Raw genomic sequence first — 22,415 nt, 5'->3', positions numbered from 1 at the left:
CCTCAGGCACTTATCCCAACAGGATAGACAAATTCTTATAGGAAAGGGTTCAGTTCTGTATTAGATAGGACTGAGCCCTTTTTACTATTTAAAAACCAATATTTCCAAAGTCCCTCAAAGCGGTTTAAGAACTTTTGAAAACATAAAACATTTTCAAGAAATCTTGATTTAACAGTCATTTCCCTTGTGTAAGCGTTTCAAAAGGTGTATACTATAAATGAAAAGATAGGAAAAGGAGATGACTAGTGGCTAGTATTACAATAGAAGCGAGCAAGGTAGCTAGAAAGAGTCCTATTCGCGTAGACAGTAGTCTTGTGGGGACAGTTTCTGGAGTGGAAGACGTGAGCGTTTCCCTACCATCGTCAAAAGCTCGTTTGAGTGTCGGAAAATTGGGTTACAAGTCTAACACTATTACGGTGGAGGATGGGCAAATTGTCCGTGTTACTAGCAATTTTCTAAATCGCTTTATAGCGATAGCGCCATTGTTACTTTATCTTGTTGGAGGTCGTTATCTCCCACTTGTTGCTGTCCTATCTACTATAATTTTGCTTTTTAGCTTACCTTTTCTCAAGATAGAAATCGTAGGCTGATTAGAATCGGGAGTGGCTTAGCCCTCTGTTTGATACCTTTAACTCACTTTTTCATAATAATGCTAGGCCACTCCCTTTTCATTGGGAACGGGTCGAGACGAAAGAGTGGGTTATCAAAAAGGGAACTCGATAGAGTTTCCCTTTTTTCTTTCTCCAGCTAAAGTGATTTCGAAAAGACCCCAGTTAGTAAAACGGAGGTCTTTCTTGTTTTAAATCATGAATTACTTACGGTACAATTTGTCGTATTGATAGTAAGGATCGAAGGTCACATTGATACCGAGCTTACGAAGAACATTTTTGTCTTCATCGGTAAGAATGATTGTTGAGTGAGCTTCAGAACCTTTGAGGTTACCAAGTTCCTCCATGGCACGCGCCGCATCCGCATTGTTGGCAGCTGTAATGGCCAAGGCGATAAGGATTTCGTTGGAGTGGAGACGAGGATTACGGCTACCCAGATGGTCAATTTTCAGACCTTGGATAGGTTTAACCACCTCAGGCTCGATAAGTTTAGTATCCTTATCAATACCTGCAGAAGTCTTGATAGCATTAATCAAAGCAGCTGCAGTTGGACCAAAGAGTTCTGAATTCTTACCAGTGACGATTTGACCATTTGGCAATTCGAGGGCAAGAGCAGAACCACCTGTTTCTTCAGCCTTAGTGCGTGCTGCAACAACCACTTGGCGATCTTCAGGAGTAATACCAAGGTCATTCATGAGCAACTCAATCTTCTTGACAGCAGTCTCAGGAACACGTTCATTTTTGAAATCAAGGACGGTTTGATAGTAGCGACGGATGATTTCTTGTTTAGAAGCTTCTTTGGCTGCCTCATCATCCGTAATGGCAAAACCAACCATGTTAACACCCATATCTGTAGGTGAAGCGTAAGGTGACTCACCAAGGATGCGCTCAAGCATACGTTTGAGGACTGGGAAAATCTCGATGTCACGGTTGTAGTTTACCGTAGTTTTGCCATAAGTTTCCAAGTGGAATGGGTCAATCATATTGACATCATCAAGGTCGGCAGTGGCAGCTTCATAGGCCAAGTTGACTGGGTGATGAAGTGGCAAATTCCAAACTGGGAAGGTTTCAAATTTTGCATAACCTGATTTGATGCCATTGATTTGGTCGTGGTACATGTTAGACATACATGTCGCCAATTTACCAGAACCAGGACCAGGAGCAGTAACGACGATAAGGTTACGGCTAGTCTTGATATAGTCATTTTTTCCCATACCTTCAGGAGAAATGATATGGTTCATATCCGTCGGATAGCCCTTGATTGGGTAGTGGATGTAAGATTTGATGCCATTTTTTTCCAATTGGTTACGGAAAGCATCGGCTGCAGGTTGACCTGAATACTGCGTAATAACAACAGAACCCACATAGATATTGAGCTCGTTGAATTTATCAATCAGACGAAGGACCTCTTGGTCGTAAGAAATGCCAAGGTCACCACGAGCCTTAGAGTGCTCGATATTGCTGGCATTGATGGCAATGACCACTTCAACCTGATCTTTGAGCTCTTGAAGGAGCTTGATTTTATTGTCAGGCTCATAACCAGGAAGGACACGAGCAGCGTGGAAATCCTCCAACATTTTACCACCAAACTCCAAGTAGAGTTTCCCGTCAAACTGGTTAATACGCTCCAAAATATGGTCGCGTTGCAGATTCAAATACTGTTCAGAACTAAAAGCTTGTTTCTTCATAAATAAAAATACCTCTGAGGAAAATTATATCAAATGCCTGAGGTAAATGCTATTGGCGAAAGTCGATTTGTTGGAGAAAAAGAGTTTAAAGTCAATCATAATTAGAATATTTAATTTCATAAAGGTTTCACATTTGTCGTCTATAATTAGGATAAGAAAAATGAAGAGTCCTCATTTATCTTTGGTGTAGCTGAGGGCCAATGTCTTAAATGGAGGTGGAAGATGATTCTCTTACAACAGGCAGTTGCTTATATTTTCCGCAAAAAAACGCGGAATTTTATCCTTTTTCTTATTTTATTTTTGATATTATCTTGCTTGTATTTTTGTTTTTCTCTTATGCAAGTTGGTGGAGGAATGGAGGCACAAATCAGGAAGTCAAGTGGGGCAAGTTTTGATCTGGTAAGTAAAGAAAGAGGGAGTGCCTTTTCCTGGAAAGAGGGGGCAAAGATTAGTCATCTATCTGATGTGATTTCAACGATACCTCAATATGTAAGTCCGGTGCGACTTATCGATAAGAAGGTAGTTACAGGAAAACAAACGGTGGAACGTGATGATCTTGATAATGAGGCTAATCAAGCCTTGGGAGCCACTTTTACTAAGGAAACAGGCCAAAGTGTTGATTTTAGGAGTGGTGCTTTTCAACTCATTAAGGGGAAGCACATATCTGCTAAAAGGCAAATTTTGATTCATGAATCGCTTGCTAGGAAAAATAAGCTAAGCGTCGGAGACAAGCTGACCTTGTCCAATTTTCAGGGGACTGAAAATAGAGCTAAGAAAATGAGCTTTGATATCGTTGGTATTTTTTCTGGCAAGAAGGAGGAGACATTTACTGGAATGTCCTCAGATTTAAGTGAAAATCAAGTCTTCCTCCATTATGAGGACTCTAGCCAGCTGCTTAATTTGACTGATAAGTTAGTGACAAAATTATCCTTTGGTATTAAGAATCCAGATAGGATCGACCAAGTCATTAAACAAGTAGAACAATTAGATATCGATTGGTATCGTCTACGTTTGGACGAGGACCGTAAGGCTTTTGACTCCTTGAAGGAATCGTCTAAAGCGCTACAAGGAATCGTCAGAACGATGATGATTAGTTTAATTGTTACAGGAGCAGGGATCCTCTCATTTTTAATGGCACTATGGACGCGTGAGAGAAATCATGAGATAGGTATTCTTTTAGCAATTGGGAAGAGCAAGGGACGCATTTTTGCTCAATTTCTTATGGAGATATTGTTGGTGTCTCTTATGTCTTTGCTACCTGCCCTTGCTATTGGACGGCTACTAAGTCGACTGTTTTTGCAAGAATTTATAGGACAGCAAGGACAGCAGCAGGCTCTTCAGTTATTAGATCAAATACCTCAGGGACTACCTTTAGGCCAATCTTATCTAAGTCTTCTAGTCTTGGTAATATTATCGCTCGGTGTGACAACAGGTCTCATTTGGCGTAAAACTCCAAAAGAAATCTTATCTAATATGAGTTAAGGAGAAAGGAACACTATGTTAGAACTCAAAGATGTTACGTATAGTTATCAAAATAAAAGTGAAGCTATCCTCTCGAAAGTGAATTATCGTTTCGAGAAAGGTAAATTTTATAGTATTATTGGGCAATCTGGAGCGGGAAAATCGACCTTACTTTCCCTTTTGGCAGGTCTTGATTATCCCAAGAAGGGGCAGGTCTTGTTTAATGGAGAAAATATCAAGAAAAAAGGCTCTAGTTATCATCGTAGACACCATGTTGCGCTTGTTTTTCAAAATTACAATCTCATTGATTATCTTACACCTTTAGAAAATGTACGACTTGTTAATAAAAATGCCGATAGGAAGATACTTTCTGAATTGGGATTAGATGAAAAACAAATTAATCGAAATGTCCTGCAACTTTCAGGTGGGCAACAACAACGTGTAGCTATTGCGCGGGCTTTGGTTTCAGAGGCTCCAATTATCTTAGCAGATGAACCGACAGGAAATCTAGACGAGGAAACTGCGAAGGATATTATTGCTATCCTTAAAAGAATGGCCTTAGATCGCCAAAAATGTGTCATAGTTGTTACGCACAGTAAGGAAGTTGCTCAGGCATCTGATGTGGTTTTAGAGTTGAAGAAGAAACAACTCATAGAAAAGAAAAAATAAAGAAAGGACTCTTATGTTTCGAAACGCTTTTGCATATATTACACGAAAATGGTCAAAGTCACTATTACTGTTAATTATTATTCTTTTGATGAGTACTCTTAGTTTGTTAGGACTTGCTATGCGAAGTGCAACCCAAGAAGCTGCGTCCAAGAGTCTAGGGTCAATTACCAATAGTTTTTCAATGCAGATTAATCGTAACACGAATCCTGGAACTCCTCGTGGGGCTGGAAATCTTAAGGGAGAAGATATTAAAAAGATTAGTGAGACTAAAGGGATTGTTTCGACTATAAAACGGATAAATGGTATTGGTGATTTACTAGATTATGAGATTATCGAAACAGAGCAAACGCTACAAAATCAGTCTCCAGAACGTGCTAAAAATTTTAAGTCTACCTTGATGTTGACAGGAGTCAATGACTCATCAAAAGAAGACAAATTTGTTTCAGGTGCTTATAAACTAGTTGAAGGAGAACATCTATCCGATAAGGATCATAATCAAATCTTGATGCACGAAGATTTAGCTAAAAAGAATGGTCTTAATGTAGGAGATAAAGTAAAGCTTAAATCTAATCTCTATGACGCTGATAACGAAAAAAGGGCTGATGAAACAGTAGAAGTGACTATCAAAGGTTTATTTTCTGGTCAAAATAAAGCAGCCGTTACCTATGCTCAGGAGTTGTATGAAAACACCCTCATCACTGATCTAGACACAGTAGCAAAACTCTATGGAAATACCGTAGAAACTGCCACTTATGAGGATGCCACTTTCTTTGCTAAAGGTGATCAAAATATTGATTCCTTGATAGCAAAGATTCAAAAGTTGGACATTAACTGGACCCTCTACGATCTTGTTAAGAGTTCATCAAACTACCCTGCTTTACAGGAATCTATTCTTGGGATGTATCGTGTGGCAAATCGTATGTTTATTGGAAGTCTCATTTTTACAAGTTTATTGCTAACCCTTCTGTTGATTTTATGGTTAAATGCTCGTCGTAGAGAAGTTGGTATCTTTTTGGCCTTGGGACTTAAAAAGACACAGGTTGCGGGTCAATTTTTAATGGAATTACTGATGATTGCCTTACCAGCCTTTCTTTTATCATATGGTTTAGCGAGTTTCTTTGCCGAAAAAGTTGGTAAAACAGTCCTTTCCAATGTTACGGAAGGTATCAATAAGCAAATGACAAAAGAATCTCTAGCTGCAAATCTCGGTGGAGGGGCTGAGGCAGAGAGCTTCAGTAAGACTCTGACTCAGATTCATATGACAGTCCAACCTAAGCAACTTTTAGTAGTTATTCTAGTCGGTGGCTTTATCTTAAGCTTGGTATCCTTAATTTCTTCTCGCTGGCTTCTTCACAAGAAACCCAAAGACCTCTTAGTTGATGTTGAATGATAAGTTTGCTGCACCTATAAAAAACGGTATAATGAAAGAAAGCGACTATATATAGATGAAAAGGATAATGTATGAAGATACTAATCGTAGAAGATGAAGTCCTGATTCGAGAAGGGATGAGCGACTATCTCATGGAATGTGGCTATGAGGTCTTTGAAGCAGGCGATGGGCAGGAGGCCCTGGACCTCTTTCACAAAGAAGCGCCGGATCTAGTCTTGCTGGACATCCAGCTTCCTATCCTCAATGGCTTGGAAGTCCTCAAGACCATTCGCAAGACCAGCTCAGTCCCTGTCCTCATGCTAACGGCCTTCCATGACGAGGACTATAAGTTGACAGCCTTTGGAGAGTTGGCAGATGGCTACCTGGAAAAACCCTTCTCCTTGTCCCTCTTGAAGGTCCGTATCGAAGCTATTTTTAAAAAGCTTCAACCTTCACGGGTCTTCACCTATGGAGAGGCACGGGTGGATTTTGAGAGTTATACAGCCAGCCTAGCTGGGCAAGCTATTTCCATGAATGCCAAGGAGTTGGAAATCTTGGAATACTTGCTCCAGCATGAGGGCAAGGCCCGGACCCGCTCTCAGATCCTCGATGCCGTCTGGAAGGAGACAGAGGAGATTCCTTTTGACCGGGTGATCGATGTCTATATCAAGGAACTACGAAAAAAACTGGAGCTGGACTGTATCGTTACGGTACGCAATGTAGGTTACAAATTGGAGAGACCATGACCAAACGGAGTATCTTTGCAAAAATCTTTCTGATCACCTTTGCCCTTTTTAGTAGCTTAGTCATCCTTCTACATGCTTCGGTTTACTTTATTTTTCCATCGTCCTATATCGAGTCCCAGCGCCAGACGATTTTGAAGAAATCGCAAGCCCTGGCTAAGAGTTTCCAGGGTCAGGAAGAAGGGACCATTGAGTCGGTCATCGACCTTTATTCCAAGACCAATGATATCAAGGTCTCGATTAAGGGCAAGGAAAAACAAAATGCCCTAGAGGTCAAGGATGACCTGCTCGTGAACCCTGACAGCCAGAATAATTCCCTGGTGATTGAAGAGCGAAAGATTCAGACCAAGGAAGGGAAAGACTTAACCTTGCAATTCTTAGCGACCGTCGATTCGCAAAAGGAAGCGCGGGACATCAGTCTAGGCTTTCTTCCCTATAGTCTCCTTGCTTCCTTTGTTCTGTCGCTAATTGCCTCCTATCTCTATGCCCGCATGATTTCTGCTCCGATCCTTGAGATCAAGCAGATGACCAAGCGGATGAAACGGCTGGATCGAACAGCCAGTCTTCCTATTCACTCGCAGGATGAGATTGGTGTCCTTAAGCAACAGATCAACGACCTCTATCATCATCTCCTAGAGGTGATTGACAATCTAGAACAGCAGAAACAGGAAAATCTGAAGTTGGAGCAGATGAAGGTGGAATTCCTACGAGGGGCCTCGCATGAGCTCAAGACACCTCTGGCCAGCTTGAAGATTATCCTAGAAAATATGCGAGATAAAATTGGTCGCTACAAGGATCGGGACCGCTATCTGTCTGTCTCCCTCGATATCGTCGATGAGATGAACCAGATTGTCCTAGAGATCCTGTCTTTATCTTCTGTTCAAGAATTAGGTGGTGATAAGGAGTGGATTCAGTTAGATGATGTGGTAAATCGGATACTCACTCAAAATCAAGTGTTGGTTGAGAATCGCTCCCTATCAATTGACAATTATCTTCCGGCAACTAGTATTTTCATGAATTTACCTATTTTGAAATTGGTTCTCTCAAATATCATCAGTAATGCAGTCAAGCATTCTGATAAGGGTGGAGTGATTCGAATAGGTTTAGAAAATGAAGGAACTGATTTTGTCATTGAAAATACGAGTGTATCTAAAGAAAATATTTCAACTAAAGCTCAGTCTAAGAAAGAAGGAGGATTAGGCCTTTTTGTGGTCAAATACCTTTTAGAGCATGAGGAACTTAGCTATAGATTTGAAGAAAGTTCTACGGGGAGGCGCTTTGTTATGGTCTTGCCCAAAAAGTAAAAAGCGATGGTTAAGCTATTAACCATCGTTTTTTTTGTATTGTTAAAATAAGCAAAGGCTAACCTTACATTTCAACTCTATTATTTTTCAATATTACCAAAAGTTTAAGGAGTCTGGAGTATAGGTCATTGAAATGTTTTAAACAGCAAAAGAAAACGCTTGCATAACTTCTAGAAAAACGTAAAATAGAACTATCAGACTCACGATAATAATAACTACGAGGAGTAGAATCATGCAAAAATACTGGTGGCACAAGGCTACGATTTATCAAATTTACCCCAAGTCATTCATGGATTCCAATGGTGATGGTATCGGTGATCTCAAGGGGATTACAAGTAAACTAGATTATCTTCAAAAACTCGGAATCACAGCCCTATGGCTTTCACCTGTCTATGACAGCCCAATGGATGACAATGGCTATGATATCGCTAACTATGAGGCTATTGCAGATATTTTTGGAGACATGAGTGACATGGATGAGCTTTTGGCGGAAGCCAAGAAGCGTGATATTCAAATTGTTATGGACTTGGTGGTTAACCATACCTCTGATGAACATGCATGGTTTATCGAGGCGCGTGAAAATCCAGAAAGTCCTGAACGAGATTTCTACATCTGGCGAGACAAACCTAATGAGTTAGTATCTATCTTTAGTGGATCTGCTTGGGAATATGATGAGACCTCAGGCCAATATTATCTGCATTTCTTTAGTAAGAAACAGCCAGACCTTAATTGGGAAAATCCACAGTTGCGCCAGAAAGTTTATGACATGATGAATTTCTGGATTGATAAGGGAATCGGTGGTTTCCGCATGGATGTGATTGATATGATTGGTAAGATTCCAGATCAACTGATTGATACAAATGGTCCAAGGCTTCACGATTACATTAAGGAAATGAACCAGGCGAGCTTTGGCAAGCATGACCTTCTAACCGTTGGTGAAACCTGGGGAGCGACACCTGAGATTGCTAAACAGTATTCAAATCCTGATAATCAAGAACTTTCAATGGTTTTCCAGTTTGAACATATTGGACTTCAGCATAAGCCAGATAGCCCTAAATGGGAGTATGAGAAGGAGTTGGATGTTTCAGCACTTAAGGCTATTTTCAATAAATGGCAAACCGAGTTAGAGTTGGGACAAGGGTGGAACTCACTTTTTTGGAATAATCATGATCTGCCTCGTATTCTCTCAATGTGGGGAGATACTGGTGTCTATCGTGAGAAGTCAGCTAAGGCCTTGGCTATCCTCCTTCATCTGATGAGGGGAACACCTTACATTTATCAGGGCGAAGAAATCGGCATGACCAATTATCCATTTAGAACTTTGGAAGAATTGAATGACATTGAATCTCTCAACTATGCCAAAGAAGCTCTCGAAAAAGGGGCATCGATAGAAGTTATCATGGACCAAATCCGTCAGGTGGGTCGTGACAATGCTCGAACACCAATGCAATGGGATACTTCTAAAAATGCTGGATTTAGCATATCGGATAAGACTTGGTTACCTGTTAATCCAAACTATAAGGACATAAATGTTGAATCAGCCCTTGCCAATCCAGAATCGATTTTCTATACCTATCAGAAGCTCGTTGCGCTTCGTAAAACTCAAGATTGGTTGGTAGATGCTGACTTTGAACTCTTGGAGACAGCTTCAAAAGTATTTGCTTATATTCGTAAGACTAAAGATAGTAGCTATCTGGTTGTAGTCAATTTATCAGACCAAGAACAAGACTTCTGTTATGATTTCGAAAGAGCAGAAGTTGTCATTGCAAATACCGAATTAGAGCCAATTACAGACCAAGGCAAACTCCAAGCCTGGGATGCCATTTGTGTGAAGGTGAAATAAAAAGAAAAGTGGTTGTCAACTGACTGTTGGCGACCACTTTTTATCTATTAAATAGTTGTTATTTCGTACTTTCTCTCAGAGTCAGTTTAGTGCCCAACATAGTAAGTGTCGGGATTTCTCTTGGAGCCAAGACTTGTTTATTGAGGACATCCATGGCAGTTCGTCCCATTTCTTCGGTGTAGACAGTGACACTAGAAAGTGGCGGATAAACTTGTTTGGCTAGACTGGTGTCATTAAAGGAGATAATCTGGATATCTTCTGGGACATTAATGCCATTTTCCTGAAGGGCTCTAAGAGCACCGATAGCCAGACTATCACTAGCAGCAAAGTAGGCATCTGGTAGGGGTGTACCACTTGCTATTTTAGAGGCTAAAAGGTCATAGCCAGATTGAACTGTAAAATTACCTGAAAGAATCAAAAGAGGGTCATAGATGCTCTTTTCAATACAGTAGTTACGATAAGAACGTAAACGAGGCTCCGGAACGATTTCAGTTGAATCCGTTGTTTTTTCTTGCCCTGTTAAAAGACCGATGCTCTTACACCCTTGCTCAGTGAGATAACTTAGTGCCGTTTGAACAGCATTTTCAAAGTCAGTTGTCACACAAGGATGTCCCTGAAGTAGGGTATCACTATCTACAAAGACCAGTAATCTACCCAATGATTCCAATTCAGTAATCTGTTCACGACTAAACTTTCCGATACAAAGTATACCTATGACTTCTTCAGCGAGACTAAAAGGAATGTCATTGAAATAACGAAGCATCTCGTAGTCTAGCTCATGGGCTCTTGTTTCAATTCCAAGCCGAATGTTGTAGTAGTAGAGATCGTCTAACTCATCTTCCTCACTTACCCATTGGATAATTGCCACTTGATGTTTTTCTTTTTTCAAGTTTCCGATTTTCTTATGTTTGGTATATCCGATTTCATCTGCCGCAGTTAAAATACGGTGCCTGGTTTCTTCAGTAACGGAGAGGTTTTCATCTTGGTTGAGAACACGTGAAACAGTTGCGATTGATACATCAGCCAATTTTGCGATATCTTTTAATGTAGCCATATTGTTCTCCTTTCATCCAAAGTATATCATAATTTCTAAAATTTTACCTATTTTTTACTAAAAAAACAGTAAAAATATTGATTTTCCTTGTGAAAGGGGTTACACTGTTAGTGTAAAAAAGAATAAGTGAGGTACATCCTATGAAGACATCACAGTTAAGAGAAAAGTTTAAAGAAGTTTTTGGTGTAGAAGCAGAACATACTTTCTTTTCTCCAGGTCGTATTAATTTGATTGGTGAACACACTGACTACAACGGTGGACATGTGTTCCCAGCAGCTATTACTCTAGGTACTTACGGAGCGGCCCGCAAACGTGATGACAAAGTTTTGCGTTTTTTCTCAGGTAACTTTGAAGATAAGGGAATCATCGAAGTACCACTTGAAAATCTTCGTTTTGAAAAAGAACACAACTGGACAAACTATCCAAAAGGTGTTCTTCATTTCTTGCAAGAAGCTGGTCATACGATTGATTCAGGTATGGATATTTACATTTATGGTAATATTCCAAATGGATCAGGTTTGTCATCATCATCATCTTTGGAATTATTGATTGGTGTTATTGCTGAAAAACTTTATGACCTTAAATTGGAACGACTTGACTTGGTTAAAATCGGTAAGCAGACTGAAAATGACTTTATCGGCGTTAACTCTGGTATCATGGACCAATTCGCTATTGGTATGGGAGCTGATCAACGTGCGATTTACTTGGATACAAATACTTTAGAGTATGACTTGGTACCACTTGACCTTAAAGACAATGTTGTTGTTATCATGAACACTAACAAACGTCGTGAATTGGCTGATTCTAAATACAATGAACGTCGTGCTGAATGTGAAACAGCAGTATCTGAACTCCAAGAAAAACTTGATATCCAAACACTTGGAGAATTGGACCTCTGGACATTTGATGCATACAGCTACTTGATTAAAGACGAAAACCGTATCAAACGTGCCCGTCACGCAGTTCTTGAAAATCAACGCACACTTCAAGCTCGTAAAGCTCTTGAAGCAGGAGATTTGGAAGGCTTTGGTCGTCTTATGAATGCTTCTCACGTATCATTGGAGCATGATTACGAAGTTACAGGTCTTGAACTTGATACTTTGGCACACACAGCATGGGAACAAGAAGGTGTCCTTGGAGCTCGTATGACAGGAGCGGGATTTGGTGGATGTGCCATCGCACTTGTAAACAAAGACAAAGTTGAAGACTTCAAAAAAGCAGTTGGTCAACGTTATGAAGAAGTCGTTGGTTATGCACCAAGCTTCTATATCGCTGAAGTAGCTGGCGGTTCACGAGTACTTGATTAATGAGAAAGAAGTAGAGATTATGGCTGAAAATTTAGTAAACACTTTTGTAACTCAGGTTATTGAAAATAGTGATTATGAGGAATTGGACCGTATCTATTTGACAAACAAAGTTTTTGCTTTGGTTGGAGAAGGAGTTTCTGATGTTGAAACAGATAGCTCTGAATTGATTGACCTTAAAGACCAGTTGCTTCAAGCAGGTGTTAAAGCTGGTTCTGTAGGTGAACTTAATGAAGAACAAGATATCATCGGTGCTCAACTCATGGACTTGATTACACCAAGCCCTAGCCTTGTCAATCGTAACTTCTGGGATACTTATAAATCTAACCCAGAGCAAGCAATTGCTGACTTTTATGCACAAAGTAAACGAAATGATTATGTGAAAGTCAAAGCCATTGCACAAAATATTGCATATAAAGCACCAACTAAATACGGTGACTTGGAAATTACGATTAACCTTTCAAAACCTGAAAAAGATCCAAAAGCCATCGCTGCAGCTAAAAATGCGGTAGCTTCTGATTATCCAAAATGCCAACTTTGTATGGAAAATGAAGGTTATCTAGGTCGCATCAATCACCCAGCACGTAGTAATCATCGTGTTATTCGTTTCCAAATGGAAGGAAATGACTGGGGCTTCCAATATTCACCATATGCTTACTTTAATGAACATTCTATCTTCTTTTATGGTAAGCACGAACCAATGCACATCAGTCCATTGACGTTTGGTCGTCTCCTATCAATTGTTGAAGCATTTCCTGGTTACTTCGCAGGTTCAAATGCCGATCTTCCAATTGTAGGTGGTTCGATTCTTACACATGAACACTATCAAGGTGGTCGCCATACCTTCCCAATGGAAGTAGCAGGCATTAAAGAAAAAGTTAGTTTTGATGGTTACTCTGATGTTGAGGCTGGTATCGTTAATTGGCCTATGTCAGTTCTTCGTTTAAGAAGTGAAGATAAGGAAAGACTTATTGCTCTTGCAACCAAAATTTTAAATTGCTGGCGTGGTTATTCAGACGAAAAAGCTGGTGTCTTGGCTGAGTCTGATGGACAACCTCACCACACCATTACCCCAATTGCTCGTAGAAAAGACGGCAAATTTGAATTGGATTTGGTTCTTCGTGACAATCAAACTTCTGAAGAACATCCAGACGGTATCTACCACCCACATAAAGATGTTCAACATATTAAGAAAGAAAACATCGGTTTGATTGAAGTTATGGGATTGGCCATTCTTCCACCTCGTTTGAAAACAGAACTTAAAGATGTTGAAGATTATCTATTGGGTCAAGGTAAGCAAGTTGCTCCAATTCACCAAGAATGGGCAGATGAACTCAAAGCTCAAAATCCGAATGTTACGGCTGAGGAAGTGACAGAAGTTGTTCGACAATCTGTTGCAGATATCTTTGCTCGTGTACTAGAAGATGCAGGTGTTTATAAGACTAATAGTGAAGGCTTAGATCAGTTTAAAGCATTTGTAGATTTTGTAAATTTAGCTGATTAATTGTTTTTTCTGAAGAAAGGAGATAAGAAATGGCAATTTTAGTATTAGGTGGAGCTGGTTATATCGGTTCTCACATGGTTGATCGCTTAGTTGAAAAAGGTCAAGAAAAAGTAGTAGTAGTAGATAGTTTGGTAACCGGTCACCGTGCTGCCGTACATCCAGATGCTATTTTCTACCAAGGCGATCTCTCTGATCAAGATTTTATGAGAAAGGTCTTCAAAGAAAATCCTGATGTTGATGCCGTTATTCACTTTGCGGCCTATTCATTGGTTGGTGAATCAATGGAAAAACCACTCAAATATTTTGATAACAATACAGCTGGAATGGTTAAATTGCTTGAAGTTATGAACGAATGCGGTGTTAAATACATTGTCTTCTCATCAACAGCAGCAACTTACGGTATCCCAGAAGAAATTCCAATTCTTGAAACAACACCACAAAACCCTATCAACCCATATGGTGAAAGTAAGTTGATGATGGAAACTATCATGAAGTGGTCTGATAAAGCTTATGGTATTAAATATGTGCCACTTCGTTACTTCAACGTTGCTGGTGCAAAACCTGATGGATCTATCGGTGAAGACCATGGTCCAGAAACTCACCTTCTTCCAATTATCCTTCAAGTAGCTCAAGGTGTTCGTGAAAAAATCATGATTTTTGGTGATGACTACAACACTCCAGATGGTACAAATGTTCGTGACTATGTTCACCCATTTGACTTGGCTGATGCTCACCTCCTTGCTGTTGAATATCTTCGTAAAGGAAATGAGTCAACAGCCTTCAACCTAGGCTCTTCAACAGGTTTCTCAAACCTTCAAATTCTTGAAGCCGCTCGTAAGGTAACTGGTAAAGAAATTCCAGCTGAAAAAGCTGATCGTCGTCCTGGTGATCCTGATACATTGATTGCTTCATCTGAAAAAGCACGTACAGTTCTTGGATGGAAACCACAATTTGATAACATCGAAAAAATCATCGCAAGTGCTTGGGCATGGCATTCTAGCCATCCAAAAGGGTACGATGATCGAGGATAATTAAAATAATAAACAAAGGGTCAAAGAGTATATATAATTATTGTACTCTTTGTTTTTTGAGGAAAAAATATGAAAATAAGCTGCGAGATTATTGGAAAAGTTGATTCAGGCGATGTCAGTAAAATTTCAATGGAAAATAATAATGGTGTTGTCATTTCCACACTCACAACAGGTGCTACACTTCAGGAGTTTTTGGTTCCAACGGAAACTGGTGCTCTTAAAAATATAGTACTTGGTTTCAGTGATTACGAGGATTACTATAAGAATAATTTATGTGCCTGCCAGTCCATTGGTAGGGTTGCTGGAAGAATTGGGAAAGCTTCGTATACTCATAATATGGTTCTTTATAGCCTTCCTAAGAATGAGGGAGAAAACTGTTTACATGGCGGTCCAAAAGGAATGCAGGTTCAAAATTGGAATTATGTCACAAACTTGACAGAGGAATATGTTGAGACAAAGTTTGTTAGAAGACTTTACTCAAGTGTCGATGGGTTCCCTGGTGACATGTCAGTTTCTATTACCTACAGACTTAACAACAGCAATCGCTTATCAATCTTCTTTGAAGCCTTCGATGTTACAGAGTCAACAGTCTTTAATCCGACCAATCATGTCTACTTTAATCTTAGTGACAAGCAAGATTTGTCAACTCATGAGTTAAAAATCTATTCAGACTATCGTTTAGAGTTGGATTCTGAGTTAATTCCAACAGGACAAAAAATTAATGTAGATGGAACGAATTATGATTTTAGAAAGACAACTGACTTGCTACCTCGAATTGAAGCAAATCAAGGTTTCGATGATGCTTTTGTAGTAGGTGGCGAAACTTGTGACCATGTGAAAGAAGTAGCTGTTCTCCATGACAAAGAAAGCGGAGATGGTATTGAAATCTTCTCTAACAGAAATGGTTTAGTTATTTATACTATGGATATTATAGAGGATAATATTTACTTTGCGAGAGATCGGGGAACAATTGCAAAAGGACGAGAAGCTATAGCTATGGAAGCTCAAACACTCCCAGATGCCGTTAATCATACAGATTTTGGAGATATCATCTTGGAGGAGGGGCATAGTGTAAGCTATGAAATCGGTTTCCAATATTTTAATTCATCAAAATAATCATGTTTTAGTAAAAGTTTAGTAAAAATCACTAAAACTATTGACGATTTAAACTAATACTTATATAATGTAAGCGTATTCAAAAAACAACTAACAGGAGGTTTTCGTAATGGGAAAATCTAAAGGTCAAATGAAGTCTCGTCTATCCTATTCAGCTGGTGCTTTTGGTAACGACGTCTTCTATGCAACGTTGTCAACATACTTTATCATGTTTGTGACAACTCACTTGTTTAACACAGGTGATCCAAAGCAAAATAGTCACTACGTACTATTAATTACTAACATCATCGCTATTTTGCGTATCTTGGAAGTATTTATCGATCCATTGATCGGTAACATGATTGATAACACTCATACTAAGTATGGTAAATTCAAACCATGGGTAGTTGGTGGTGGTATCATCAGTTCTATCGCCTTGTTGCTTCTCTTCACCGATTTAGGTGGTTTGAATAAAACAAATCCTTTCTTGTACCTTGTACTTTTCGGAATTATCTACCTTGTAATGGATGTCTTCTACTCAATTAAAGATATCGGTTTCTGGTCAATGATTCCTGCCTTGTCTCTTGACAGTCATGAACGTGAAAAAATGGCAACTTTTGCCCGTATTGGTTCTACGATTGGTGCCAATATTGTAGGTGTTGCCATCATGCCAATCGTTTTGTTCTTCTCTATGACGAACAGTAGTGGCTCTGGAGATAAATCTGGATGGTTCTGGTTTGCATTTATCGTTGCTCTCATTGGTGTGATTACATCAATTGCTGTTGGTATTGGTACACGTGAAGTTGAGTCAAAACTTCGTGATAACAAAGAAAAAACTAGCCTTAAACAAGTCTTTAAAGTTCTTGGTAAAAACGACCAATTGATGTGGTTGTCTCTCGGATATTGGTTCTATGGTCTTGGTATTAATACACTTAATGCTCTTCAACTTTTTTACTTCACATTTATCCTTGGTGATCCAGGGAAATACTCAATCCTTTACGGATTGAATACAGTTGTTGGTTTGGTTTCAGTTTCACTCTTCCCTAGCCTAGCTGGTAAATTCAACCGTAAACGTTTGTTCTATGGATGTATTGCAGTAATGCTCGGTGGTATCGGAATCTTTAGTATTGCAGGAACATCACTTCCAATGATCTTGACTGCTGCTGAACTCTTCTTTATTCCACAACCTCTTGTGTTCCTTGTTATCCTCATGATTATCTCTGACTCAGTAGAATATGGTCAATGGAAATTGGGACACCGTGATGAATCACTTACTTTGTCAGTTCGTCCACTTGTTGATAAACTTGGTGGTGCGATGTCAAACTGGCTTGTTTCTACAATTGCCGTAGCTGCTGGTATGACAACAGGTGCCTCAGCATCAACAATTACAACACATCAACAGTCTATCTTTAAGCTTAGCATGTTTGGTTTCCCAGCAGCAGCAATGCTTATCGGAGCCTTCATTATTGCTCGTAAAATCACTTTGACTGAAGCACGTCACGCTGAAATTGTTGAAGAATTGGAACATCGCTTTAGCGTAGCAACTTCTGAAAATGAAGTTAAAGCTAACGTCGTATCTCTTGTAAACCCTACAACTGGCCATTTGGTTGACCTCTCAAGTGTTAATGATGAACACTTTGCTTCAGGTAGCATGGGTAAAGGTTTCGCCATTAAACCTACTGATGGAGCTGTCTTTGCACCAATTAGTGGTACCATTCGTCAAGTTCTTCCTACTCGCCATGCAGTTGGTATTGAAAGTGAAGATGGTGTCATTGTTCTTATCCACGTTGGTATCGGAACAGTTAAACTTAAAGGTGAAGGGTTCATTAGTTACGTAGAACAAGGTGATCGTGTTGAAGTTGGACAAAAACTTCTTGAGTTCTGGTCACCAATTATTGAGAAAAACGGTCTTGATGACACAGTACTTGTCACTGTAACCAATTCAGAAAAATTCAGTGCTTTCCATCTTGAACAAGAAGTTGGAGAAAAGGTAGAAGCTTTGTCTGAAGTTATTACCTTCAAAAAAGGAGAATAATCTATGAACACGACTGAAAAAATTCAAACTTACTTAAACGATCCAAAGATTGTTAGCGTTAATACTGTTGACGCTCACTCAGATCATAAGTATTTTGAATCTCTTGCAGAATTTTCTGAAGGGGAGATGAAGTTAAGACAATCTCTTAATGGAAAATGGAAAATTCACTATGCTCAGAATACAAATCAAGTTTTAAAAGACTTTTATAAAACAGAATTTGATGAAACTGATTTGAATTTCATCAATGTACCAGGTCATTTAGAGCTTCAAGGTTTTGGTTCTCCACAATATGTGAATACCCAATATCCTTGGGATGGTAAAGAATTCCTTCGTCCACCTCAAGTTCCTCAAGAATCAAATGCTGTTGCATCATACGTTAAACATTTTACCTTGAATGATGCATTAAAAGATAAAAAAGTATTTATCTCATTCCAAGGGGTTGCCACTTCCATCTTTGTATGGGTCAATGGTAACTTCGTAGGATACAGTGAAGACTCATTTACACCTAGTGAATTTGAAATTAGTGATTACCTTGTTGAAGGTGATAACAAGTTGGCGGTAGCTGTTTATCGTTACTCTACAGCAAGCTGGTTGGAAGACCAAGACTTCTGGAGACTTTACGGTATTTTCAGAGATGTTTACTTGTACGCTATTCCAAAAGTTCACGTTCAAGATCTCTTTGTTAAGGGAGATTATGATTACCAAACAAAAGCAGGTCAATTGGATATTGATTTGAAGACTGTTGGAGATTACGAAGATAAGAAAATTAAATATGTTCTTTCAGATCATGAAGGCATCGTTACAGAAGGTGATGCATCTGTTAATGGTGACGGTGAACTATCTGTAAGTCTTGAAAATCTGAAAATCAAACCTTGGAGTGCTGAAAGTCCTAAACTTTACAATTTGACCCTTCATGTTTTGGATGATGACCAAGTTGTTGAAGTCGTTCCAGTTAAAGTTGGATTTAGACACTTTGAAATTAAAGATACACTCATGCTTTTGAATGGTAAGAGAATTGTCTTTAAAGGGGTTAACAGACACGAATTTAACGCTAGAACAGGACGTTGTATCACTGAAGAAGATATGCTTTGGGATATCAAAGTGATGAAACAACATAACATCAATGCTGTTCGTACTTCTCACTATCCTAACCAAACACGTTGGTATGAATTGTGTGATGAATATGGACTTTATGTTATCGATGAAGCCAACCTTGAAACACACGGTACATGGCAAAAACTTGGTCTAAGCGAACCTTCATGGAATATCCCAGCTAGTGAACCAGAATGGTTGCCTGCTTGTTTGGATCGTGCCAATAACATGTTCCAACGTGATAAGAACCATGCTAGTGTTATCATTTGGTCTTGTGGTAATGAATCATATGCTGGTAAAGATATTGCTGACATGGCTGATTACTTCCGTAGTGTTGACAATACTCGTCCAGTTCACTATGAAGGTGTTACATGGTGTCGTGAATTTGATTACATTACAGACATCGAAAGTCGTATGTATGCGAAACCAGCTGATATTGAAGAATACCTCACTAACAATCCTCAAAAACCTTATATTTCATGTGAATACATGCACACAATGGGTAACTCTGGTGGTGGATTGAAACTCTACACTGACTTAGAGAAATATCCAGAATACCAAGGTGGATTTATTTGGGACTTCATTGACCAGGCTATTTACAAACCACTTCCAAATGGTAGCGAATTCCTATCATATGGTGGTGACTGGCATGATAGACCTTCTGACTACGAATTTTGTGGAAATGGTATTGTCTTCGCAGATCGTACCCTAACTCCAAAACTTCAAACAGTTAAACATCTTTACTCTAATATTAAGATTGCTGTTGATGAAAAATCAGTAACTATCAAGAATGATAATGTCTTCGAAGATCTTTCTGCTTATACTTTCCTAGCTAGAGTTTACGAAGATGGTAGAAAAGTTAGTGAAAGTGAATATCACTTTGATGTTAAACCAGGTGAAGAAGCAACATTCCCAGTAGAATTCGCTGTTGGAGCTTCAAATGCTGAAAGAATTTACGAAGTGGCTTGTGTTCAGAAGGAAGCAACTGAATGGGCTCCAAAAGGACATGAAATTGTTCGTGGTCAATATGTTGCTGAAAAGATTAGCACTGAAACACCAGTTAAGGCACCTTTGAATGTTGTTGAAGGCGACTTCAACATCGGAATTCAAGGACAAAACTTCTCTATCTTGCTTTCACGTGCACAAAATACGCTAGTATCTGTTAAATATAACGGTGTTGAATTCATTGAGAAAGGTCCTAAACTTAACTTTACTCGTGCTTACACTGACAATGATCGCGGTGCTGGATATCCATTCGAAATGGCAGGCTGGAAAGTTGCTGGAAACTATAGTAAAGTTACAGATACTCAAATTCAAATCGAAGATGACTCTGTTAAAGTGACTTATGTTCATGAATTGCCAGGCTTGTCTGATGTCGAAGTTAAAGTAACTTATCAAGTTGACTGCAAAGGTAGAATCTTTGTTACTGCAAACTATAATGGTAAAGCAGGTTTGCCAAACTTCCCTGAATTTGGTCTAGAATTTGCGATTGGTTCACAATTTAGAAACCTTAGCTATTATGGATACGGTGCAGAAGAAAGTTACCTTGATAAACTTCCTGGTGCCTATCTTGGTCGCTATGAAACTTCTGTTGAAAAGACATTTGCTCCATATCTAATGCCACAAGAATCTGGTAATCACTATGGTACTCGTGAATTTACGGTATCTGATGATAATCACAATGGTCTTAAATTCACCGCACTTAATCAGGCATTCGAATTCAGTGCTTTGCGTAACAGTACTGAACAAATTGAAAATGCTCGTCATCAATATGAGTTGCAAGAATCTGATGCTACATGGATTAAAGTTCTTGCTGCTCAAATGGGTGTCGGTGGTGACGACTCATGGGGTGCTCCAGTTCATGACGAATTCTTGGTTAGCTCAGCAGATAGCTATCAATTGAGCTTCGTGATTGAACCACTCAACTAAAGTATTATTGGACTTTGCCTCCAACGATATATTTGATAAAGGAAACTCGAAAGGGTTTCCTTTTGTCATGGTTTGAAGTAAGAAAAAAGGAAACAGACCTCTGTTTCCTTTTAAAATATAACTCAGTTTTCAATTCCTTTAAAAATGGGAGTGGTCAAGTAAAATTATGAAAAAGTGAGTTAAAGTTATTGATATAGAGAAGGGACTAAACCACTCCCAAGGCGTTAATGATTTTTTGTAGCTTTAAATGAAACTTGAAGATTATGCCTTGACGTTAATCGTCCAATGGCACTCTATCTAATATAAGTATACAACTTTGAGTTTAGATGTCCCAAAATAAGACTCTATGGATTCTTATCTGTATTGTGATTGGCGACTATTTTTGTCAATAAAAATTTAAGAGGTTGTTGATTTCACTTAGAATATAGTAATGTTCTATGAAAACGTATACAATAGTAGATAGAGAAATAAACATAGATTGGAGAAGATTGATGACATCATCTTTTGAAGACTTCACAAAAAAAGCAGAAGCATTCTTAGAAGAACATATTACAGAGTATCTCAGTGTGGACATGGCTCTTGAAGATTTTGCAAGACAATACAACCAAGGGCTTTTTGATGAGATCACTTCCCCTGATTCAAAGCAGGAGAGAGCTTGGAAACTCATTGAAGAGGCTTATCATTATCACGAGGAAGATCCTTCGAGAAGTCAGGAATTTTTGACAGAAGCTTTAAAACTAGATCCTGAAAATCTTGATGCTAAGCAGATGCTCTTAACTTTTCAAAGTCCACTTGAACATCTAAAAGGCCTAATTGCTTTAGAAAAAGAGCAAAGGTCCAAGTGGGATCAAGGTCCAAAAATGGGCTGGGCTAATCTTGACGAGCGTCCTTATTTGTCTTTGAAGTATAATCTTGCTAAATTTTATTTAAGCAACAGTATGAAGCGGTTTGCTATTAAGGAATTTGAAGAGATTCTAGAGATAGATGTTCAGGATCACATGGGAGTCCGTTACGAATTGATGGCTACCTATTGTAATCTGGAGGACTATGATAAGGCTAAAAACTTTTTCGAATGTGAGCAAATGGAATATCACGAAGAAGATTTGATGATAGTACCAATGATGACGGTCTCTCTAATGACGGGACATATTGAGGATGCGGATTTCTATTTTGATTTTCTCTATGCAAAAAATCCAGAGTTCGAAAATTATTTAAAAATGATTGAACAAGGTGATGACGAGCGTCTAGTTGCCGAAACGCTTAAAGTCAACCCTATCTTATTTGAAGCCAATAGTATGAAAAGTCTTTTGATGGTTTTTAATCAAGTCGTTGATCTGTCCCAGTCAGAATATTATTTTACTTGGTTAATCGAAAAATATCGTGTAAAACGTCCACAAAGACATGTTGCGAAAAAGAAAAATCCAGAATTGCACAAACTAATTAGAGAATTGGAAAAAAGTATAGAACAAAGCAAAGCCCTCCAAGGTCTTTCAATAAGTGTGGAGCGTATACTTCGTCAACATGGCTTAATAGATTTTAAAGATTTTAAAAAGAAAACGGAAGAGGAAGTAGCAGCGATTAGAGGAGTTGGAAAGGTGAGCATGAAAATCCTTAAAGAAAATGGTGTTGTCTATAAAAAGAAGCGGAAAAAGAAGTAAGGAACTATTCATCAAACAAGCCGTAGCA

Annotated in this window: 16 protein-coding genes; 14 read left to right on the top strand and 2 right to left on the bottom strand. The window is 38.9% G+C overall.

Annotated elements, in window-relative coordinates; translation table 11 throughout:
- Nucleotides 1-245 precede the first annotated feature (245 nt).
- On the top strand, nt 246-590 hold the full coding sequence (locus HMPREF1517_RS08405; RefSeq protein WP_037601098.1) for a hypothetical protein: 345 nt from the start codon (nt 246-248) through the stop codon (nt 588-590).
- A 221-nt stretch (nt 591-811) separates the two neighbouring features.
- Here HMPREF1517_RS08405 and HMPREF1517_RS08400 read toward each other — a convergent pair whose 3' ends face one another.
- Nucleotides 812-2,296, bottom strand: coding sequence for a DUF1846 domain-containing protein (locus tag HMPREF1517_RS08400; protein WP_037601095.1), 1,485 nt, complete (start codon nt 2,294-2,296; stop codon nt 812-814).
- Nucleotides 2,297-2,518: 222 nt separating this feature from the next.
- Between HMPREF1517_RS08400 and HMPREF1517_RS08395 the strand changes: the two genes are divergently transcribed.
- The 6 genes from HMPREF1517_RS08395 to dexB all read left to right on the top strand — a co-directional run bounded on the left by HMPREF1517_RS08395 (nt 2,519) and on the right by dexB (nt 9,685).
- Nucleotides 2,519-3,778: an ABC transporter permease gene (locus tag HMPREF1517_RS08395; protein ID WP_037601091.1), complete on the top strand. Its 1,260-nt coding sequence runs from the start codon at nt 2,519-2,521 to the stop codon at nt 3,776-3,778.
- A gap of 15 nt (nt 3,779-3,793) precedes the next feature.
- Nucleotides 3,794-4,426 carry an ABC transporter ATP-binding protein gene (locus HMPREF1517_RS08390; RefSeq protein ID WP_002885283.1) on the top strand — a complete coding sequence of 211 codons (633 nt, stop codon included), beginning with the start codon at nt 3,794-3,796 and terminating at the stop codon, nt 4,424-4,426.
- A gap of 13 nt (nt 4,427-4,439) precedes the next feature.
- The gene (locus tag HMPREF1517_RS08385; protein WP_037601088.1) at nt 4,440-5,816 is read left to right on the top strand and encodes an ABC transporter permease; all 1,377 of its coding nucleotides are present in this window, start codon (nt 4,440-4,442) and stop codon (nt 5,814-5,816) included.
- A 71-nt stretch (nt 5,817-5,887) separates the two neighbouring features.
- Nucleotides 5,888-6,541, top strand: coding sequence for a response regulator transcription factor (locus HMPREF1517_RS08380; RefSeq protein WP_002891287.1), 654 nt, complete (start codon nt 5,888-5,890; stop codon nt 6,539-6,541).
- Nucleotides 6,538-7,842, top strand: a complete 1,305-nt coding sequence (locus HMPREF1517_RS08375; protein WP_037601086.1) for a sensor histidine kinase — start codon at nt 6,538-6,540, stop codon at nt 7,840-7,842. The genes HMPREF1517_RS08380 and HMPREF1517_RS08375 overlap by 4 nt, the downstream gene beginning before the upstream one ends.
- A gap of 232 nt (nt 7,843-8,074) precedes the next feature.
- The gene (gene dexB, locus HMPREF1517_RS08370) at nt 8,075-9,685 is read left to right on the top strand and encodes a glucan 1,6-alpha-glucosidase DexB (RefSeq protein WP_037601083.1); all 1,611 of its coding nucleotides are present in this window, start codon (nt 8,075-8,077) and stop codon (nt 9,683-9,685) included.
- 58 nt (nt 9,686-9,743) lie between these two features.
- Here the strand turns inward: dexB and HMPREF1517_RS08365 are convergent, their stop codons facing one another.
- Nucleotides 9,744-10,739 (bottom strand): LacI family DNA-binding transcriptional regulator, encoded by a 996-nt coding sequence (locus HMPREF1517_RS08365; RefSeq protein WP_013990346.1) that lies wholly within the window; start codon nt 10,737-10,739, stop codon nt 9,744-9,746.
- A 140-nt stretch (nt 10,740-10,879) separates the two neighbouring features.
- On the opposite strand from HMPREF1517_RS08365, the gene HMPREF1517_RS08360 reads away from it, so the two are divergent.
- The 7 genes from HMPREF1517_RS08360 (at nt 10,880) to HMPREF1517_RS08330 (ending at nt 22,387) form a co-directional block, all read left to right on the top strand.
- Nucleotides 10,880-12,046, top strand: coding sequence for a galactokinase (locus HMPREF1517_RS08360; RefSeq protein ID WP_037601077.1), 1,167 nt, complete (start codon nt 10,880-10,882; stop codon nt 12,044-12,046).
- Between the two features lie 19 nt (nt 12,047-12,065).
- Nucleotides 12,066-13,547, top strand: coding sequence for a UDP-glucose--hexose-1-phosphate uridylyltransferase (gene galT / locus HMPREF1517_RS08355; protein ID WP_037601074.1), 1,482 nt, complete (start codon nt 12,066-12,068; stop codon nt 13,545-13,547).
- A gap of 29 nt (nt 13,548-13,576) precedes the next feature.
- A complete protein-coding gene (gene galE / locus HMPREF1517_RS08350; RefSeq protein ID WP_002888050.1) occupies nt 13,577-14,578 on the top strand; it encodes a UDP-glucose 4-epimerase GalE in 1,002 nt (333 codons plus the stop codon).
- A gap of 69 nt (nt 14,579-14,647) precedes the next feature.
- Entirely contained in the window at nt 14,648-15,694 is a 1,047-nt protein-coding gene (locus tag HMPREF1517_RS08345) for an aldose epimerase family protein (protein ID WP_037601070.1), read from the top strand.
- A 109-nt stretch (nt 15,695-15,803) separates the two neighbouring features.
- Nucleotides 15,804-17,708: a PTS sugar transporter subunit IIA gene (locus HMPREF1517_RS08340; RefSeq protein WP_014632923.1), complete on the top strand. Its 1,905-nt coding sequence runs from the start codon at nt 15,804-15,806 to the stop codon at nt 17,706-17,708.
- 3 nt (nt 17,709-17,711) lie between these two features.
- The gene (locus tag HMPREF1517_RS08335) at nt 17,712-20,729 is read left to right on the top strand and encodes a glycoside hydrolase family 2 TIM barrel-domain containing protein (RefSeq protein WP_037601067.1); all 3,018 of its coding nucleotides are present in this window, start codon (nt 17,712-17,714) and stop codon (nt 20,727-20,729) included.
- Nucleotides 20,730-21,220: 491 nt separating this feature from the next.
- On the top strand, nt 21,221-22,387 hold the full coding sequence (locus HMPREF1517_RS08330; RefSeq protein WP_232219571.1) for a hypothetical protein: 1,167 nt from the start codon (nt 21,221-21,223) through the stop codon (nt 22,385-22,387).
- Nucleotides 22,388-22,415 lie beyond the last annotated feature (28 nt).

Origin of the sequence: Streptococcus sp. ACS2, assembly GCF_000525585.1 — a bacterium.
Taxonomy (GTDB): domain Bacteria; phylum Bacillota; class Bacilli; order Lactobacillales; family Streptococcaceae; genus Streptococcus.
Note: the sequence above shows the minus strand (reverse complement) of the source record. Positions and strands in the feature narration are given on the sequence as shown.

Excerpts from the sequence above, each read along its gene's own strand:
- HMPREF1517_RS08345 (WP_037601070.1), top strand. The coding sequence starts at position 14,648 with ATGAAAATAAGCTGCGAGATTATTGGAAAAGTTGATTCAGGCGATGTC.
- dexB (WP_037601083.1), top strand. The coding sequence starts at position 8,075 with ATGCAAAAATACTGGTGGCACAAGGCTACGATTTATCAAATTTACCCC.
- HMPREF1517_RS08385 (WP_037601088.1), top strand. The coding sequence starts at position 4,440 with ATGTTTCGAAACGCTTTTGCATATATTACACGAAAATGGTCAAAGTCA.
- HMPREF1517_RS08395 (WP_037601091.1), top strand. The coding sequence starts at position 2,519 with ATGATTCTCTTACAACAGGCAGTTGCTTATATTTTCCGCAAAAAAACG.
- galE (WP_002888050.1), top strand. The coding sequence starts at position 13,577 with ATGGCAATTTTAGTATTAGGTGGAGCTGGTTATATCGGTTCTCACATG.
- HMPREF1517_RS08390 (WP_002885283.1), top strand. The coding sequence starts at position 3,794 with ATGTTAGAACTCAAAGATGTTACGTATAGTTATCAAAATAAAAGTGAA.
- HMPREF1517_RS08360 (WP_037601077.1), top strand. The coding sequence starts at position 10,880 with ATGAAGACATCACAGTTAAGAGAAAAGTTTAAAGAAGTTTTTGGTGTA.
- HMPREF1517_RS08340 (WP_014632923.1), top strand. The coding sequence starts at position 15,804 with ATGGGAAAATCTAAAGGTCAAATGAAGTCTCGTCTATCCTATTCAGCT.
- HMPREF1517_RS08335 (WP_037601067.1), top strand. The coding sequence starts at position 17,712 with ATGAACACGACTGAAAAAATTCAAACTTACTTAAACGATCCAAAGATT.
- HMPREF1517_RS08375 (WP_037601086.1), top strand. The coding sequence starts at position 6,538 with ATGACCAAACGGAGTATCTTTGCAAAAATCTTTCTGATCACCTTTGCC.
- galT (WP_037601074.1), top strand. The coding sequence starts at position 12,066 with ATGGCTGAAAATTTAGTAAACACTTTTGTAACTCAGGTTATTGAAAAT.
- HMPREF1517_RS08380 (WP_002891287.1), top strand. The coding sequence starts at position 5,888 with ATGAAGATACTAATCGTAGAAGATGAAGTCCTGATTCGAGAAGGGATG.
- HMPREF1517_RS08400 (WP_037601095.1), bottom strand. The coding sequence starts at position 2,296 with ATGAAGAAACAAGCTTTTAGTTCTGAACAGTATTTGAATCTGCAACGC.
- HMPREF1517_RS08330 (WP_232219571.1), top strand. The coding sequence starts at position 21,221 with ATGACATCATCTTTTGAAGACTTCACAAAAAAAGCAGAAGCATTCTTA.
- HMPREF1517_RS08365 (WP_013990346.1), bottom strand. The coding sequence starts at position 10,739 with ATGGCTACATTAAAAGATATCGCAAAATTGGCTGATGTATCAATCGCA.